This window comes from bacterium (assembly GCA_017744355.1).
Classification (GTDB): Bacteria; Cyanobacteriota; Sericytochromatia; order S15B-MN24; family UBA4093; genus JAGIBK01.
On the sequence record JAGIBK010000005.1, the window covers coordinates 189126 to 204121 of the forward strand.

Consider the following 14996-nt stretch of genomic DNA (forward strand, 5'->3'; position numbering starts at 1 on the left):
ACTTTTACCCTGGATTTAAACGGATCCGGCGACGCGCTTCCTATAACCTGATCAAGAGGCCCGCAGGGCGGGTGATGAGACGGATCAGTCAAGGAGGTTGCAGCGATGAACATTGGTGGAGTGCCTCAGAACCGGCTTCCCCAGAACCGTCCCGTGAAGGCGGGCGGTGGCGTCGATGCCCCTCAGCAGGCTCAGACCGTCGCTCCCCAGCTGCCCCAGCAGCAGCCCGGCGCCGATGTCCAGGTGATGAGCAACGCTCTCTCGTCGATCTTCACCGGCATCGTCAACTTCTTCAAGAGCGCCTTCAACTGGATCGCCAACCTTTTCAAGGGCAACTCGGGCACCTCGACCGCGGGCACCGTTCCCGTGAGCCCCCAGCCCCCCGTCGTGACCCAGCCGCAGCAGCCGGTGGACACCACCCAGCCCCAGCAGCCCGTCAACCCGGCGCAGCAGCCCGGCGCTAACTGGCAGACGATCGCGAGCCAGTACAAGCTTCAGCCCACCGAGGCCAACGTCCACGCTTTCCTCGCCGAAGTCCAGGCCTACCAGACCGACGGCGCCCTCGGCCCCGGCAGCGCCGACGCCGGTGCGATCAAGGACCTCCAGAGCGTGCTCGCCAAGTGGGGCTACCAGGTTTCGGCCACCGGCCAGTACGACGCCGCCACCTCGCAGGCGATGATCGCCTTCAAGCAGGCCAACGGCCTCAAGCAGACCTACCTCGCCGCCGACGGCAACTTCGCGGTCAACGAGTACGCCGACAAGGCGACCCTCGAGTTCATCATGAAGAAGCTCGAGGCCGAGATGGCCCAGCAGCCCCAGGCTCCCGTCGTCCCTCAGCCCGCCCCTCAGCAGCCCGCCCCTCAGCCCCAGGTCAACTACGCCGCCGTCGCGGCCCAGTACAAGATCGAGGCGAGCGAGGCCAACGTCAACGCGTTCCTCGCCGAGGTCAAGGCCTACCAGACCCAGGGCACCCTCGGCCCCGGCAGCGCCGACACCGCCGCCATCCGCGACCTGCAGGACGCCCTCACCCGTCTCGGCTTCCAGGTGCCCATCACCAGCCAGTTCGACGCGGCCACCTCCCAGGCGGTCATGGCCTTCAAGCAGGTCAACGGCCTCCACCAGACCTACAAGAACCAGAACGGCAACTGGGCCATCAACGAGTACGCCGAGCCCCAGACCCTCCAGGTCATCATGGCCAAGCTTCAGGCCCAGATGGCTCAGCAGCAGCCCGCCGCTCAGCCCGCTCCCCAGCCGGCTCCCCAGCCCCAGGCCCCCGTCGCTCAGCCCGCCCCCCAGCAGCCCGCCGCTTCGCAGGTCAACCACGCCGCCGTCGCCGCCCAGTACAAGATCGAAGCGAGCGAAGCCAACGTCAACGCCTTCCTCGCCGAGGTCAAGTCCTACCAGACCGACGGTGCCCTCGGCCCCGGCAGCGACCAGAAGCAGGCCATCACCGACCTCCAGACCGTCCTCCAGAAGTGGGGCTTCGCCGTCACCCCCAACGGCAGCTTCGACGACGCGACCACCAAGGCCGTGATGGAGTACAAGAAGCAGAACGGCGTCCACCAGACCTACAAGAGCGCCGACGGCAGCTGGGCGGTCAACGAGTACGCCGACAAGGCGACCCTCGCCCACATCATGCAGAAGCTCGAGGCCGAGATTAAGAAGGCGTCGTAAGCAAAGCCCCAGACACCAAGCATCCCCGGCGATTCGCCGGGGATGCTTTTTCGTGACGGTGTTTTTGCTGGCTGGGCGCGCTCAGCCTTGGTGGAGGCGCTGAGCCAGGGCGATCGCCTCGTCGCGGCTTGCGATCTCGCCGCGCAGCTGGGCTTCGAGCACCTGCTCCAGTAGCACGCCGACGTGCTTGCCGGGCTTCACGCCGAGCGCACCCATGAGACCCTGGCCGTCCAGCAGGCGCTGGGGCTTGGTCAGCATCTGGTCTGCTCGGAAGTAGCCTGCAAAGGCGCGTTCGAGACGGCCTTCCAGCTCGGGGTCGCGCCGGCCGAGGGCGGTCTCCCGGTCGGCCATGGCGACGAGCAGCAAGGCGACGCTGGAGTCGCCCGCCGAGCGGAAGAGACGGTAGAGCGCCACCGGGTCCGCGGCGTCGAGGGCGAGCGGCGCCGTCTGGTACCGCACGAGCTTCTCCATGAACTCCCGGGCCTTGGCGCTGAGCTTGAGGCGCTCGGCGATCGTGCCGATGCGCGCGCCGCCTTCGGTCTCGTGCCCCTCGAAGGTGAGGGCCCCGTCGGGATCGTAGGCGAGGGTGAACGGCCTGCCGATGTCGAGCAGGAGGGCGGCGAGCTTGACCAGGGCGCCGCGGGTGCTGCCCGCGCCGAGCGATGCTTCCAGGTCCTCGCGGATGGCCTGGGCGTGCGCGGGCCAGCGGGTTTGAAGCGCGTTGACGATCGCTTCGAGGCGGCGGGTGCGCGTCAGGGCGTGGGCGAGGCCGTCCAGCCAGCGCCCTTCGAGGATCGGTACCCGGCGCAGCATGGTGAACTCGGGGGTGAGCACCCCCAGGATCCCCAGGCCGAAGAGGCGCTCGATCCAGCGGTAGGCGTCGGGCAGGACGAGGATCTTGAGCAGCTCGGCGGTCGTGCGCTCGTAGGCGGCTTCGAGGAGCTTGCGCTTGTAGGTCTCGACCCATTCGAGCGTCTCGAAGGCGATCGCGAAATCGAGGGTGGCTGCGAAGCGCAGCACCCGGATGAGGCGCACCGGATCGGCGATCAGGTTCTCCAGGCTGACGGCCCGGACGGTGCGCGCTTCGAGATCCGCGAGCCCGCCGGTCGGATCGAGCAGCGGGGCGTCCACCAGAACCTCGCTGCCCCGGACCAAGGGCAGGGCGATGGCGTTGATGCTCAGGTCGCGCCGCGAGAGGTCCTCTTCGATGGTTTCGCCCTGCAAGCGCGCCAGATCGAGCACCACCCCGTCCGCGAGCACCACCCGGGCGACGCCGAAGTCCGGGTCCAGGACGACGAAGTGGCCCGCAAGCGCTTTGGCGATCGCGCGGCCGAGCGGCTCGGGATCGCCCGACGTGATGAGGTCGGCATCGAGCGAGGGGCGCCCCAACAGGGCGTCGCGCACGTAGCCGCCTACCAGGTGGACGTCCACGCCGAGGGCCGCGGCATGGCGCGCGACCGTATCGAAGAGCGGAGCGGGGTACAAGGGAATTGACGGGTGCGTGGGGCTTGGCATGGGGCCCCATCATGCCACCGGCAAGCAGGCCTGTAAACCTGGCGAGAAGTGGTATGATCCACCCGTATTCACCACAAGAGCGAAGGGAGCGTCAATGGCCACCGAGACCCACCCCGTTGCGATCAACCAGCTCGAGAAGGCGCGCCTTCAGCTCGAGAAGTGCGGCGACTTGCTCGATCTGGACCGCGGTCTGCGCGATCGCCTCGGCACCCCCGACAAGGTGGTCCAGACCCACAGCCCCGTCCGGATGGACGACGGCTCGGTCCGCATGTTCGCCGGCTACCGGGTGCAGCACAACAACATCCTCGGCCCCTACACCGGCGGTATCCGCTTCCACCCCAGCGTGGACATCGACCGCATCACGGGCCTCGCCATGCTCATGACCTGGCAGTGCTCGCTGGTGGGCCTGCCCTACGGCGGCGCTAAGGGCGGCGTCACCCTGGACCCCCACCAGCTCTCGGTGCGCGAGCTCGAACGCGTCACCCGGCGCTACACCACCGACATGGTTCAGGTCTTCGATCCCCACAAGGACATCCCCTCGCCCGACATGAACACCGGCCCCCGTGAGATGGCCTGGATCATGGACACCTGGAGCAACAACCACGGCTATGCGGCCCCCGGCGTGGTGACGGGCAAGCCGACCGCCGTCGGCGGCACCGTGGGCCGCTCCAGTGCGACCGGCCGGGGGGTGGTCCTCGCCCTCGAGGAGCTGCTCAAGTATCAGGGCCGCAAGCTCCAGGGCCTCAGGGTCGCCATCCAGGGCTTCGGCAAGCTGGGCTCGGTCACGGCCAAGCTTCTGCATGAACGCGGCGCCAAGGTCGTCGCGGTCTCGGACATCACGGGCGGCCTCTACCGCGAGGACGGCCTCGACGTGAAGGACCTGCTCGGCTACACCAAGGTGCATCGCTTCCTCAAGGGCTACGCCGAGGCGACTCCCATCACCGAGGAAGAGGTGCTGTACCTCCCCTGTGACGTCTTGATCCCCGCCTCTCTCGGTTCGCAGATCCACGTCGGCAACGCCCATCGCATCCAGGCGCCGATCGTGGTCGAGGGGGCGAACGCTCCCGTGACCTTCGAGGCCGATCACCTCCTGGAGCAGCGGGGCGTCCTGGTGCTTCCCGATATCTTCGCCAATGCCGGTGGCGTCATCGTCAGCTACTTCGAGTGGGTCCAGGGCTCCCAGCAGCTCTTCTGGACCGAGTCCGAGGTCAACGCCCGCCTCCAGGACGTCATGGCCCGTGCCTTCAAGAACATGGTCGCCAACGTGGAGACCCGGGGCCTGTCCTTCCGCATGGGCGCTTATGTGGAGGCGGTGGGCCGCGTGGCCAACGCCCTGACGCTGCGGGGCCTCTACCCCTAAGCGCTGCTCCCCCCCCTCGTGCAAGGCTCGACGGCTTCCGAATGCCGTCGAGCCTTGCTTTCGCGTTGACCTTTGCGCCAGGCTCCGGGTAATTTACATCTCGTTACAATCTGGTCGTGGGGCGAAAGAGCGCTGCTCGCGGCCAGCCGGATCGCAAGGAGGGTGGCATGACGACGCGCGAGATCGAGCGGAGCAAGTGGAACGACTACATGGCGTCGCTGACCAACATGTGCCTCAACCGGCCCGTGACCATCCAGGTCAACAGCGAGGAGCTCGGCGATCAGGTGGTGGTGGAGCGGGCGCCCTTCCTCGGCATGGCCCCCGAGCTCAAGGGATCCGAAGCCTGCTCGGTCGACATCGAGGTGGGGAAGGCCGGTTCGACGGATGCCTTCATGCACGAGGTCAAGTGCGCCGACCGCGTGATGGTCCGCGAGGACGACAAGGGTACGCCTTTGGCCATCGACATCGAGGGCGAGGATCCGGGCTCTCACGTCCGCATCAAGACCATCCTCACCTGGGTCTAGGGCGGTGGGCTACTACATCATCGGCATGGACCTGGGCGGCACCAAGATCGCCTCGGCCCTGCTCGACACCGATCTGGACGTGGTCAAGAGCGACACGGTCTACACCCGCACCGATGCGGGGCCCGAGGGAGTCGCCGACCAGATGGCCGAAGCGGTCGAGCGGCTTACCGAGGGGATCGGCAAGGAGTCGGTGCTCGGGGTGGGGGTCGCAAGCGCAGGCCTGGTCGAGCCGGGGACGGGCAACGTGCTCTACTCGCCCAACCTCCAGTGGCGCGACGTGCCGCTGCGTCGCATGCTCAGCGAGCGCCTCCATCAGGAGGTCTACGTCGACAACGACGTGAACATGGCGGCCCTGGGCGAGCTCCACTTCGGAGCGGGCAAGGGCGTGCGCCACATGGTCTGCGTCTTCGTCGGCACGGGCATCGGCTCGGGCATCGTCATCGACGGCCACCTTTACGAAGGAGCGAACGGCTTCGCGGGCGAGGTAGGGCACACGACCATCCAGTGGGACGGCCCCCCCTGCCCGAGCGGCAATCCCGGCTGCTGGGAGTCCTACGCCTCCGGCACGGCCATGGCCCGTCGGGCCCGTGAGGCCCTGGATCGCGGGGAGCAGTCGCTCATGCCGGAGCTCGTCGGGGGGGACCTGAGCAAGCTGAGGGTCGAGGTGATCTCCGAGGCGGAGCTGCGCGGCGATGCGCTCGCGCGCAGGATCATCGAGGAGACCGGGGAGTTCCTGGGGGCGGGGCTCTCGAATCTCGTCAACACCCTCAATCCCGACCTGATCGTGCTGGGGGGCGGGGTGATCCGCGGGGTACCGCAGCTCTACGAACTCGCACAGGCGAGCGTGCGCCGACGGGCGCTGCCGGATGCGGTCGAGGCCCTGCGCTTCGCCAAGGCGCGCTTCGGCCGCGAGGCGGGCGTGATCGGGGCCGGGGTCCTGGTCAAGCTCGCCGGGCGGCCATGAGAGGAGCGCGGCCATGATCGCGACGGTGACCCTTAACCCTTCGCTGGACCGGACCATGACGGTAAACGCCCTGGTCTCGGACGATACCAACCGGGCGCTTGCGATCCGCTCCGATCCCGGCGGCAAGGGGATCAACGTCTCGCGGGTGGTCCGCGAGCTCGGCGGGCGCACCCTCGCGCTGGGGCTCCTGGGGGGCCACAACGGCCAGCTCATTCATCGGGCCCTGGAGGACGAGGGGATCACCTCGGCCTTCAACTGGATCGAGGGGGAGACCCGCGAGAACCTGATCCTGCACGATCTGAGCACCGGCGAGCCCTACCGGATCAACGCGCCGGGCCCCTACGTCCGGCCGGAGGAGGGGGACCGGATCCAGCGCAAGATCGCAGGCTGGGCGGAGCGGCCCGACTTCATCGTCTTCTCGGGCAGCGTCCCGCCGGGGTTGCCCAAGGAGATCTACCGCGGCCTGATCGAGGAGGCCCGCTCCAAGGGCCTCAGGACCGCCCTCGACGCGGACGGGACGGCCCTGTCGGCGGGGATCGAGGCCCGGCCCACCCTGGTGAAACCCAATCGTTACGAGCTGGAGCGCTTCACCGGCCGCACCCTCGAAGGGGAATCGGCTTTTCTGGCCGCAGCCGAGGACGTGATCAAGCGCGGGATCGAGATGGTGGTCGTCTCGGACGGCCCGCGCGCGGCCTACGCCATGAGCGCGACGGAGGCCTGGATCGCGACGCCGCCTGCGATCGCGCCCCAGTCCTCGGTCGGAGCGGGGGATGCGATGGTCGCGGGGATCGTCCATCGCCTCTCGCTGGGCGAGAGCCTCGGCGAGGCGCTGTTGTGGGGGGTGGCCGCGGGGGCCGGGGCGGCCATGACCCCCGGCACCGAGCTGTGTCACCTCCGGGACGTGTCGCGCCTGGTCGAGCGGGTCAAGCTGCGCCGGGTCGGGTCGCTCGCCATCGGTGGAACCTAGACGAGATCAGTAAGGAGGAGGCAGGCTATGCTGCACCATCGGGAAGTGTCTTTCTTCGTCGAGGACATCACGTGCAAGGTGTGCGTGCGCCGGATCGTCGACGGCCTGCGGGCCCTGGAGGGCGTGATCGCCGTCAGGGCGAGCAGTGGTCCCTTCGAAGAGGACACCGGGCTGACGGGCCTCGGGGTGGTGACGGTCAAGTACAACCCCGAGTTCATCACCCACGGCCGCCTCAAGGAGGTGCTCGAACGGGATCTGGGCTTCAAGGTCGCGGAGATCCGCGAAGAAGGCCAAGCGATCAGCACCTGAGCCCCGCTGGCGCTCGATTGCCTCGCCAACGCTAATCTGTTAGCATTGCTCCGAGCTTCGAGGGCGTCTTTCGCCCTGCGTGTTGGCGAGGGGTCGATGATCGAGCAGCTTACCCATCGGTACCGCGTCCTCTCCCTGCTTGGACAGGGCGGCATGGGGTGTGTCTACCTCGCCGAGGATCTGACGAACGGCAGCCAGCTCGCCCTGAAGACCTTGGCGGTGCAGCAAGCGACCGATCCCGAGGACGCCGCGCGCCGCTTCCGGCAAGAGTTCCGGGCCATGGCGCGTCTGCGCCATCCCAACCTGGTCGAGGTCTACGACTTCGGCACCCAGGAGGACGGCACCCCCTTCTTCACCATGGAGGTCGTCCCCGGCGACGGCCTCGACGCGCTCTTGCCCCTCTCGCCCGACCAGGTCTCGCAGGTCCTCGCGCAGCTCGCGCAGGCCCTCGCTTACATCCATCAGCAAGGCCTCGTCCACTGCGACATCAAGCCCGAGAACATCCGGCTGCGCCCTGATGGTCGTCTCAAGCTGATGGACTTCGGCCTGATGGGCCCCTCGGGTCAGCCGGGCGGCGGTATCAAGGGCACCCTCGCCTACATGTCGCCCGAGGTGGCGCGCGGCGCCAAGCTCGACGCCCGCTCGGATCTCTACTCGGTCGGCGCGCTCGCCTACCACCTCTTGACCGGTCGCGTGCCCTTCGAGGGCGACGATCCGGTCGCGGTGCTGCGCGCCCACCTGGAGGAGACTCCGGATCCGATCACTCCCCTCTGCCCGCAGGTATCGCCCGAGCTGGAGGCCGTCGTCCTGCGCCTCTTGGCCAAGGACCCCCTCGCGCGCTTCCAGTCGTGCCACGACCTGCTCGCCGCCCTCGGCGTGGCCCAGGACGAGGACGAGGCCGGCATGCTCGGGGCGAGTCCCTTCGTGGGCCGCCACGAGGCGCTTGCCGCCTTCAACGACGGGCTCGAAGCCCTTTCGCGCGATGAGCGGACGACCCTCGCTTTCACCGGGGCCCCGGGCCTCGGCAAGACGCGCCTGCTCGAAGAGCTGCGCTTCCAGGCGCAGCTTGCGGGCCGGTCGGTCCTGAGCGCGAACTGCCAGGAGGAAGGGGCTCCCTACGCCGCCTTCGTCCCGGTGCTGCGCGCGGCCGTCGCCGCGCTGAGCGAGGAGGCGCGTGCTCCTTTCTGCCTGCCCCTGTCGAGCCTGTTGCCCGAGCTGATGCCCGATGGGCGCGCCGTCGGGCTCGACCCCCAGAAGGAGAAGGCCCGCCTTCAGGGGGCCGTCGTCGAGCTGTTCGCCACCCTGTCGCGCGCGGGCGGCCTCGTCCTGCTCCTGGACGACTGGCACTGGGCGGATGCGAGCAGCCAGGAGCTGCTGGGAGCGATCGCCACCAAGCTTGCGGAGCACCCGCTGCTCTTGGTCACGGCGGGCCGCGAGGAGGCGGCGGGTGCCCTGCCCTTGCCGTCCCTGGCCCCTGCCGAGGTGCGCGAGATGACCGAGGCGATCCTCGGCCACCGCGACCTGGCGGATGGTTTCGTGTCGCAGCTCGAGAAGGCGACGCACGGCAACCCGCTCTTCGTCGAGAGCGCCCTGCGCCACCTCCACCAGGAGGGCCTCCTGCGCCGTCGCCAGGGGCGCTGGCAGACCGAGGGCCTCTCCATCACGGCGGCGGAGCTGCCGTCGAGCATCCACGACCTGCTGCTGCGCCGTATCGAACGCCTCAGCCCCCTGGCGATCGCGATCGCCGAGGTCGCCGCGGTCATGGGTCAGCCCTTCCCCACGGCGCGCCTGCTGCGCCTGGTCGCTTGCGACGAGGACGCGCGCTTCGAGGCGCTCGCGCAGCTTGCGGCCGAAGGCGTCCTGCGCGAGGACGAGGGGATGCTGCGCTTCATCGGCGGCCAGTTCGCCGAGCTTCTTTACGCGCGCCTCGACGCGCCGGCGCGCATTTCCCTCCACACCCGCGTCGCCGACGTCCTTGCGATCGAGCTCTCGGGCGACGATCGGCTGGAGGCCCTCTTCGAGCTGGCGCGGCATCAGCTTTCGAGCGACGCCCCCGCGCGCGGGGTGCCGGCAGCACTCGCCGCGGCGCGCAAGAGCCTTGCGATCTTCGGCCTCGACCAGGCCCGGACTATGCTCGAGGCGGGCCTGCCCCACGCAACCGAGGCGATCGATCGCCTCGGCTTCCTCCAGGGCCTGGGGGATCTGGCGCGCTTTTCTTCCGAGTTGGACGCGGCGGCTGGCCATTACCAGGAGGCCCTCGCCATCGCGCGCGCGCTGGGCGGCACCGGCCGCGAGGCCTCGCTGCTCTACAGCCTGGGGATCCTGCACCAGGTCCGCTCGCAGTACGATGAGGCCCTCGCGCGGATGGAAGAGGCCCTCGCAGCCCTCGCCGAGCACCCGGATCCGGCCGAGGGGGCGCGGGTGCGTTTTGCGATGGGGCGTCTTCACAACTTCAAGGGGGACTCGGCGTCGGCCGTCGCGCGCATCGAAGAGGCGCTCGCCATCGCTCGCGAACGGGGCGACCAGGCCATGATGAGCTCGTGCCTCGGCCTCCTGGGTCTGCTCTACGTCCAGGGGAATCCCGAGCGTGTTGCGACGGGCCTCGCGTACCTGGACGAGTCCCGCGCGGTCAAGGAGCGTCTGGGGGACAAGCCGGGCCTCAACGACACCTTCAACCTGCTCGGCAATGCCCAGATGTCGGTGGGCCGCTATGCGGACGCCCTCGCCTCCTTCGATCGGACCCTGGTCCTCTGCCGCGAGCTGGGGATCCGCGACGACGAGATCTGTGCCGAGATCAACCTGGGGATGGCCTGCTACGAGCTCGGGCGCTTTGCTCAGTCGGCCCGGCACGCCCACGTGGCGGCCGAGGGAGCCGCGGCTTCGGGCAACCCTCTCTACGAGGGTATCGCGCTGGTGGTCGAGGCCGTCGCGCACGGCCACCTGGGCGCCGGTGCCGAGGCGGCAGCGTGCTTGAAGGCCGCTGAGGCGGTCGCCGAGCGGACCCGTAATGCGTACCTGGACGTGACGGTGGCGAGCTACGCGGTGGAGGTCGAGCTCTTGCTGGGCCGTCTCTTGGCGGCGCAGGCCCGGGCCGAGGCGGCCACGGCCCTCAGCGACTCGACCGGCATCCATGAGTACGACGCCAAGCTGCTATCACTCGGGGCCGAGCTCGAAGCGCGTTTCGGCGATACGACTGCCGCTCTCGCGCAGAGCGATCGCCTCGCGGCGTGGGCCGAAGAGAACCAGGCCCACGGCGCCAGGGCGCGAGCCTTTGTCGCCCGCGCCTGGGCGCTGCGCGTGGCGGGTGAGGCGACTGCCGCCGTCGAGGCGCTGGACGCCGCGATCGCAGGTGCCAATTCGTGCGGTGCTGCTCACGTGGAGGGCGTAGCCCACTGGCTGCGTGCCGAGGCCCTGGGGCGCCTCGGCAACGTGACTGGGGCCCGCGAGGCCTTCGAGCAGGCCGCTCGCTTGGGGGATTCGGCCCGTCTCGCGCTCTTGGCGACTTTCGGCCGCGCGCGGCTCGAAGGCCGCTCGGCGGAGGCTTATCGCCTCTTGGCCGAGGCCCGCGGGGCGCTCGAAACCATCCTGTCGCGCTGCTCCGACGAGGCGGCGCGCGAGGATCTGCTCTCGCTCGATGAGCTGTGGCGGGTCCAGCGCGGGGACCTCTCGCCTGCCGAGCACGCCGGGGCGGGGGCGGCCGACGGCCGTTACCTCGCAGCCCTCAAGGAGCTCGAAGCGGCGCGCGCGCAGCTCGTCGAGGCCCGCAAGGCCCAGGCGGTCCAGGCCCAGACCAATCTGCGCCTCGACGCCGAGCGCGAGGCGCATGCCCGCCAGCTCGAGATGCTCAACACCCTGGCGCGGACCGTCTCGACCACCCTGGTGCTCGCAGAAGTCATCGACAACGTCGTCGACTTCACGCTCAAGCTGACGGGGGCCGATCGCTGCTTCATCCTCCTGACCGAGGACGGCGAGCAGCTCCGCTTCCACCACGCCAAGGACCGCGCGGGCAACGTCCTGACGGATTCGGGCGAGAAGGTCTCGGGCAGCATCACCCAGCGGGTGCTTGCGACCCTCGAAGCGGAATGCGTGCTCGACACCAAGGACCACGCCCAGTTCCAGGCCCAGCAGTCCATCCTCGACCTCAACCTGCGCACGGTCATGTGCGTGCCCCTGATGGTCAAGCAGGAGCCCCTGGGGGTGCTGTACGTGGACTCGCAGGCGGTGGTCAACGCCTTCGGCCCGCGCGACCTGGACCTGTTGCAGGCGATCGCAAGCCAGGCCTCGGTCGCCATCCAGAACGCCAAGCTCTACGAGCGGGCCACGGTGGATGGCCTGACGCGCCTCTTCGTGCGCTCGTACTTCGAGCAGCGGCTTGCGAGTGAGGTGCGCCGCGCCCAGCGCTACGGCTCGTCGCTGAGCCTCGCGATGATGGACATCGACCACTTCAAGAAGTTCAACGACACCTACGGTCACGCGACGGGCGACGACGTCCTGAGGCTGGTGGCGGCCGTCATCAAGGAGCAGATCCGCGAGAGCGTGGACATCCCAGGCCGCTTCGGCGGCGAGGAGATGCTGGTCCTGATGCCCGAGACCGACGAAGAGGGGGCCATGGTCCTCGCCGAGCGCCTCCGCGAGGCGATCGCCTCCACCGACCTGACGGGGCCGAAGGGCGAGATCCTGCACGTTAACGTTTCGATCGGGGTCTCCACTTTCGGCGCGTACGCCAAGACGCCGGTGGAGCTGGTCGAGTTCGCCGACCAGGCCCTCTACGCTTCCAAGCGCAACGGCCGCAACCGGGTCACCCGCTACGGCCCGGACATGGGAAGCACCCCCTGATAGGGAAATCCCCGCCCCCTCGGGGGCGGGGATTTACTTTCCGAAGAGACCCTTGAGCTTGCCGAGCAGGCCGTTCGGGGTGATGCTCGTGTCGGCCTGAGGCTGGGTGATGGGTTGTACGACCGGCTGGACCAGGGGGCCGGTGCGGGCGGGCGAGGCGTTGAGCGGACCGGTCGCGCCGCCGCCCCCGTTGTTCGGGGCCGGGAAGACCCGGTTGATCACCGGGTCGTGCTTGAAGTTCTCGTAGAAGCCGCAGATCGCGTAGGCCTTCCCCTTGAGCCGCTCGACGCCGAGCAGGGGCAGGCGTTCCCAGGCGGCACCGTAGTCGCAGCCGTAGATCTCGTCCATCAGCTCCGAGGCCTCGCGGTGGCTCTGGAGGGTGTCGTCGTACTGGTACAGGGAGACCATGGCGCGCTGCTTGAGCCTGGGGTCGCGCCGCAGCACCTCGGCCACCTCGTGGGCGAGGCCGCGCTGAGCGGTGGTCAGGCTGCGAAAGGGAGCGGGCGTCGGGTCCTCGGGCTCGGGCATCGGCGCCTCGTCACCTTCGGCCTCGAACAGCATCGCTTCGTCGCTCTCAGCCTCGGACTGCGTCGCCTCGTCGTCCTCAGCCTCGAATAGAGGCGCCTCGTCGCCCTCGGCTTCTTCCGCTTCGGCGAAGGCGTCCGCTGCGAGAGGCGCTTCGGCCTCCTCGGGGATCACCACGGGTGCAGGGGGTGCGTCCACCAGATGGATGGCGTAGCGCAGGAGGGTGACGGGGGCCGCGAAGAGGGTCGTCAGGTGTCGGACGTAGTCCAGGTCCTTCTGGACCTCGGTGAGCCGTTGCGGCACCAGGGTCCTGAGGGCGTCGGGCGACAACGGCTGGAGGGGGCGCGTGCCGCGGGTATTGGCCGGAGCGGCAGAGCCGCCCGACGAGACGAAGCTGTCCGACAAGGGACGGGTCGAGGGCTGCCGGAGGGGTTGGGTGCCCCGCTGGGGCGAGCCGTTTGGTGGTTGCTGCATACGTTCGATCCCCCAGCGTCTTCCTCGATCCGAGAGGAAACGCTAGGGGATCTTGTTCCCAGGGGCTTGCTCGTTTAAAACTACTGGCGCGAGAAGCCCACGGGGCCGCGGGTCTTGCCTTCGTCCGAGATCTTGGGGCGGCGGAAGATGAAGGGGGAGGCGCTCACGAGCATCCAACCGTCTTTGCCAAGTTCGTTGAGACGGGCCTTGGGGTCGCTGCCCAGATCCTGGAGGTACTCGTACTCCCATTCCTGCTGGGTCTTGTTCTCGTTGGCCACGGCAGGCACCAGCGGGGCGCCGGCTCCGCCGCCGGCTCGAAGATGATCCATGAAGCCTCTCCTTTTGTTGCGATGGAACGCCTGGTCCCGGGAATTTTACCACCGATCGGGACGGGTCACCAGGCGCCCGTTTCACGCTCGGCTGAGCGACATGGTAGGCTTTTCACCTGGTATGATCTTGGCCAAACGGTCGTCTTTCAACGACCGGCCCGATCGGGAGGCTTGAATGTCCCTCAGTATTTCGTTCGCCGGGGTTCGCTTCCCGAACCCCTTCACCCTCGCTTCGGCCCCGCCCACCACGACGGGTGAGATGATCATGCGGGCCTTCGAGGCGGGCTGGGGCGGCGCCATCATCAAGACGGCGGGGCCCGCCCACGAGCGGATCGACAACGTCAGCCCCCGCTTTGCCGCCCTCAACGTCGGCAATCGCCGCATGTTCGGCTTCGAGAACATCGAGCTGATCAGCGATCGCCCCCTCGAGGTGTGGCTCGAAGAGTGCCGCCGGATCAAGGATCGCTTCCCCGAGCAGGTCCTGATCGGCTCGGTGATGGCCGCCGGCACCAGCGAGCACGACTGGAAGGAGCTGGTGCGCCTCTTCCAGGAGGCGGGCTGCGACATGATCGAGTGCAACCTGGGCTGCCCTCACGGCATGCCCGAGCGGGGCATGGGCTCGGTCTGCTCGCAGGATCCGGTGGTGACGGGCAACATCGCCCGCTGGGTCAGCGAGGTCGCCACGGTCCCCGTCATCATCAAGCTCTCGCCCAACGTCACCGACATCACGGTACCGGCCGGCGAGGCCTTGGCGGCGGGCGCCCACGCCATCTCGGCCATCAACACGGTCAACGTCCTGATGGGGGTCGACCTTGAGGACTTCTCGGTCCGTCCGAGCGTCCAGGGCCGGACCACCTACGGTGGCTACTCGGGCGTGGCCGTCAAGCCGATCGCCCTCAAGGCCGTCAGCGACATCGCCCGCAAGTACCCGGGGGCCGCCATCTCCGCGACCGGCGGCATCGCCACCTGGCGTGACGCGGCCGAGTTCCTGGCGCTGGGGGCGACCAACCTTCAGGTCTGCACCGAGGTCATGCTGCGTGGCTTCGGGATCATCACCGAGCTCACGCAGGGCCTCGAAACTTACCTGGAGCGCAAGGGCTTCTCGAGCCTCGACGACCTCGTGGGCCGCGCCCTGCCCAACCTGGCGGATCACTCGGCGCTCGACTTCGACTACCGTCCCAAGGCGGTGATCGACGAGGCCAAGTGCATCAAGTGCGACAAGTGCGTCACCGCCTGCGGCGATGCGGCGTACCAGGCCATCACCGTGCCGCACCCCGTCGGCACGCCGATCAAGGAGCGCGGGCTGCCGCAGGTCCACCTGGATCGCTGCACGGGCTGCTCGCTGTGCTCGCATGTCTGCCCGGTGGACTGCATCGACATCGTCGAGGTCGCAGGGGCCCCGCGCGAGGTGACGCACTACAAGCAGCTCACCGTACCGCTCTCACCCTAAGCCATCCTCTCTTTGGCCACCCGGAAGCAGACGCTTTCGGGTGGTTTTTGATTTTGTTACGATTTGTCG

11 protein-coding genes are annotated in these 14996 nt (G+C 68.7%); 8 read left to right on the forward strand and 3 right to left on the reverse strand.

Features of this window, described 5'->3' with window-relative positions; genetic code table 11:
• Positions 1-105 precede the first annotated feature (105 nt).
• Complete coding sequence (locus tag J7643_13865) at positions 106-1674, forward strand: peptidoglycan-binding protein (protein MBO9541670.1); 1569 nt, start codon at positions 106-108, stop codon at positions 1672-1674.
• Positions 1675-1755: 81 nt separating this feature from the next.
• On the opposite strand, the gene J7643_13870 is transcribed toward J7643_13865, so the two are convergent.
• Positions 1756-3189 carry a CCA tRNA nucleotidyltransferase gene (locus J7643_13870; GenBank protein ID MBO9541671.1) on the reverse strand — a complete coding sequence of 478 codons (1434 nt, stop codon included), beginning with the start codon at positions 3187-3189 and terminating at the stop codon, positions 1756-1758.
• A gap of 94 nt (positions 3190-3283) precedes the next feature.
• On the opposite strand from J7643_13870, the gene J7643_13875 reads away from it, so the two are divergent.
• From J7643_13875 to J7643_13900, 6 genes are all read left to right on the forward strand, one after another.
• The gene (locus tag J7643_13875) at positions 3284-4549 is read left to right on the forward strand and encodes a Glu/Leu/Phe/Val dehydrogenase (GenBank protein ID MBO9541672.1); all 1266 of its coding nucleotides are present in this window, start codon (positions 3284-3286) and stop codon (positions 4547-4549) included.
• 167 nt (positions 4550-4716) lie between these two features.
• Positions 4717-5073 carry a DUF5335 family protein gene (locus tag J7643_13880; protein MBO9541673.1) on the forward strand — a complete coding sequence of 119 codons (357 nt, stop codon included), beginning with the start codon at positions 4717-4719 and terminating at the stop codon, positions 5071-5073.
• Positions 5074-5077: 4 nt separating this feature from the next.
• A complete protein-coding gene (locus J7643_13885) occupies positions 5078-6037 on the forward strand; it encodes an ROK family protein (GenBank protein MBO9541674.1) in 960 nt (319 codons plus the stop codon).
• Between the two features lie 13 nt (positions 6038-6050).
• Complete coding sequence (gene pfkB, locus J7643_13890; protein MBO9541675.1) at positions 6051-7004, forward strand: 1-phosphofructokinase; 954 nt, start codon at positions 6051-6053, stop codon at positions 7002-7004.
• Between the two features lie 27 nt (positions 7005-7031).
• Entirely contained in the window at positions 7032-7313 is a 282-nt protein-coding gene (locus J7643_13895; GenBank protein ID MBO9541676.1) for a heavy-metal-associated domain-containing protein, read from the forward strand.
• A 96-nt stretch (positions 7314-7409) separates the two neighbouring features.
• Positions 7410-12149 carry a diguanylate cyclase gene (locus J7643_13900; GenBank protein MBO9541677.1) on the forward strand — a complete coding sequence of 1580 codons (4740 nt, stop codon included), beginning with the start codon at positions 7410-7412 and terminating at the stop codon, positions 12147-12149.
• 33 nt (positions 12150-12182) lie between these two features.
• On the opposite strand, the gene J7643_13905 is transcribed toward J7643_13900, so the two are convergent.
• Together J7643_13905 and J7643_13910 are read right to left on the reverse strand one after the other, a co-directional pair.
• Positions 12183-13148: a hypothetical protein gene (locus J7643_13905; GenBank protein MBO9541678.1), complete on the reverse strand. Its 966-nt coding sequence runs from the start codon at positions 13146-13148 to the stop codon at positions 12183-12185.
• Between the two features lie 80 nt (positions 13149-13228).
• On the reverse strand, positions 13229-13477 hold the full coding sequence (locus tag J7643_13910) for a hypothetical protein (protein ID MBO9541679.1): 249 nt from the start codon (positions 13475-13477) through the stop codon (positions 13229-13231).
• Positions 13478-13652: 175 nt separating this feature from the next.
• Between J7643_13910 and preA the strand changes: the two genes are divergently transcribed.
• Positions 13653-14927 (forward strand): NAD-dependent dihydropyrimidine dehydrogenase subunit PreA, encoded by a 1275-nt coding sequence (gene preA, locus J7643_13915; GenBank protein MBO9541680.1) that lies wholly within the window; start codon positions 13653-13655, stop codon positions 14925-14927.
• The last annotated feature ends 69 nt before the right edge of the window (positions 14928-14996 follow it).

Coding starts and splice junctions, on each gene's coding strand:
- J7643_13865 (MBO9541670.1), top strand. CDS start 106: ATGAACATTGGTGGAGTGCCTCAGAACCGGCTTCCCCAGAACCGTCCC.
- J7643_13870 (MBO9541671.1), bottom strand. CDS start 3,189: ATGCCAAGCCCCACGCACCCGTCAATTCCCTTGTACCCCGCTCCGCTC.
- J7643_13875 (MBO9541672.1), top strand. CDS start 3,284: ATGGCCACCGAGACCCACCCCGTTGCGATCAACCAGCTCGAGAAGGCG.
- J7643_13880 (MBO9541673.1), top strand. CDS start 4,717: ATGACGACGCGCGAGATCGAGCGGAGCAAGTGGAACGACTACATGGCG.
- pfkB (MBO9541675.1), top strand. CDS start 6,051: ATGATCGCGACGGTGACCCTTAACCCTTCGCTGGACCGGACCATGACG.
- J7643_13895 (MBO9541676.1), top strand. CDS start 7,032: ATGCTGCACCATCGGGAAGTGTCTTTCTTCGTCGAGGACATCACGTGC.
- J7643_13900 (MBO9541677.1), top strand. CDS start 7,410: ATGATCGAGCAGCTTACCCATCGGTACCGCGTCCTCTCCCTGCTTGGA.
- J7643_13905 (MBO9541678.1), bottom strand. CDS start 13,148: ATGCAGCAACCACCAAACGGCTCGCCCCAGCGGGGCACCCAACCCCTC.
- J7643_13910 (MBO9541679.1), bottom strand. CDS start 13,477: ATGGATCATCTTCGAGCCGGCGGCGGAGCCGGCGCCCCGCTGGTGCCT.
- preA (MBO9541680.1), top strand. CDS start 13,653: ATGTCCCTCAGTATTTCGTTCGCCGGGGTTCGCTTCCCGAACCCCTTC.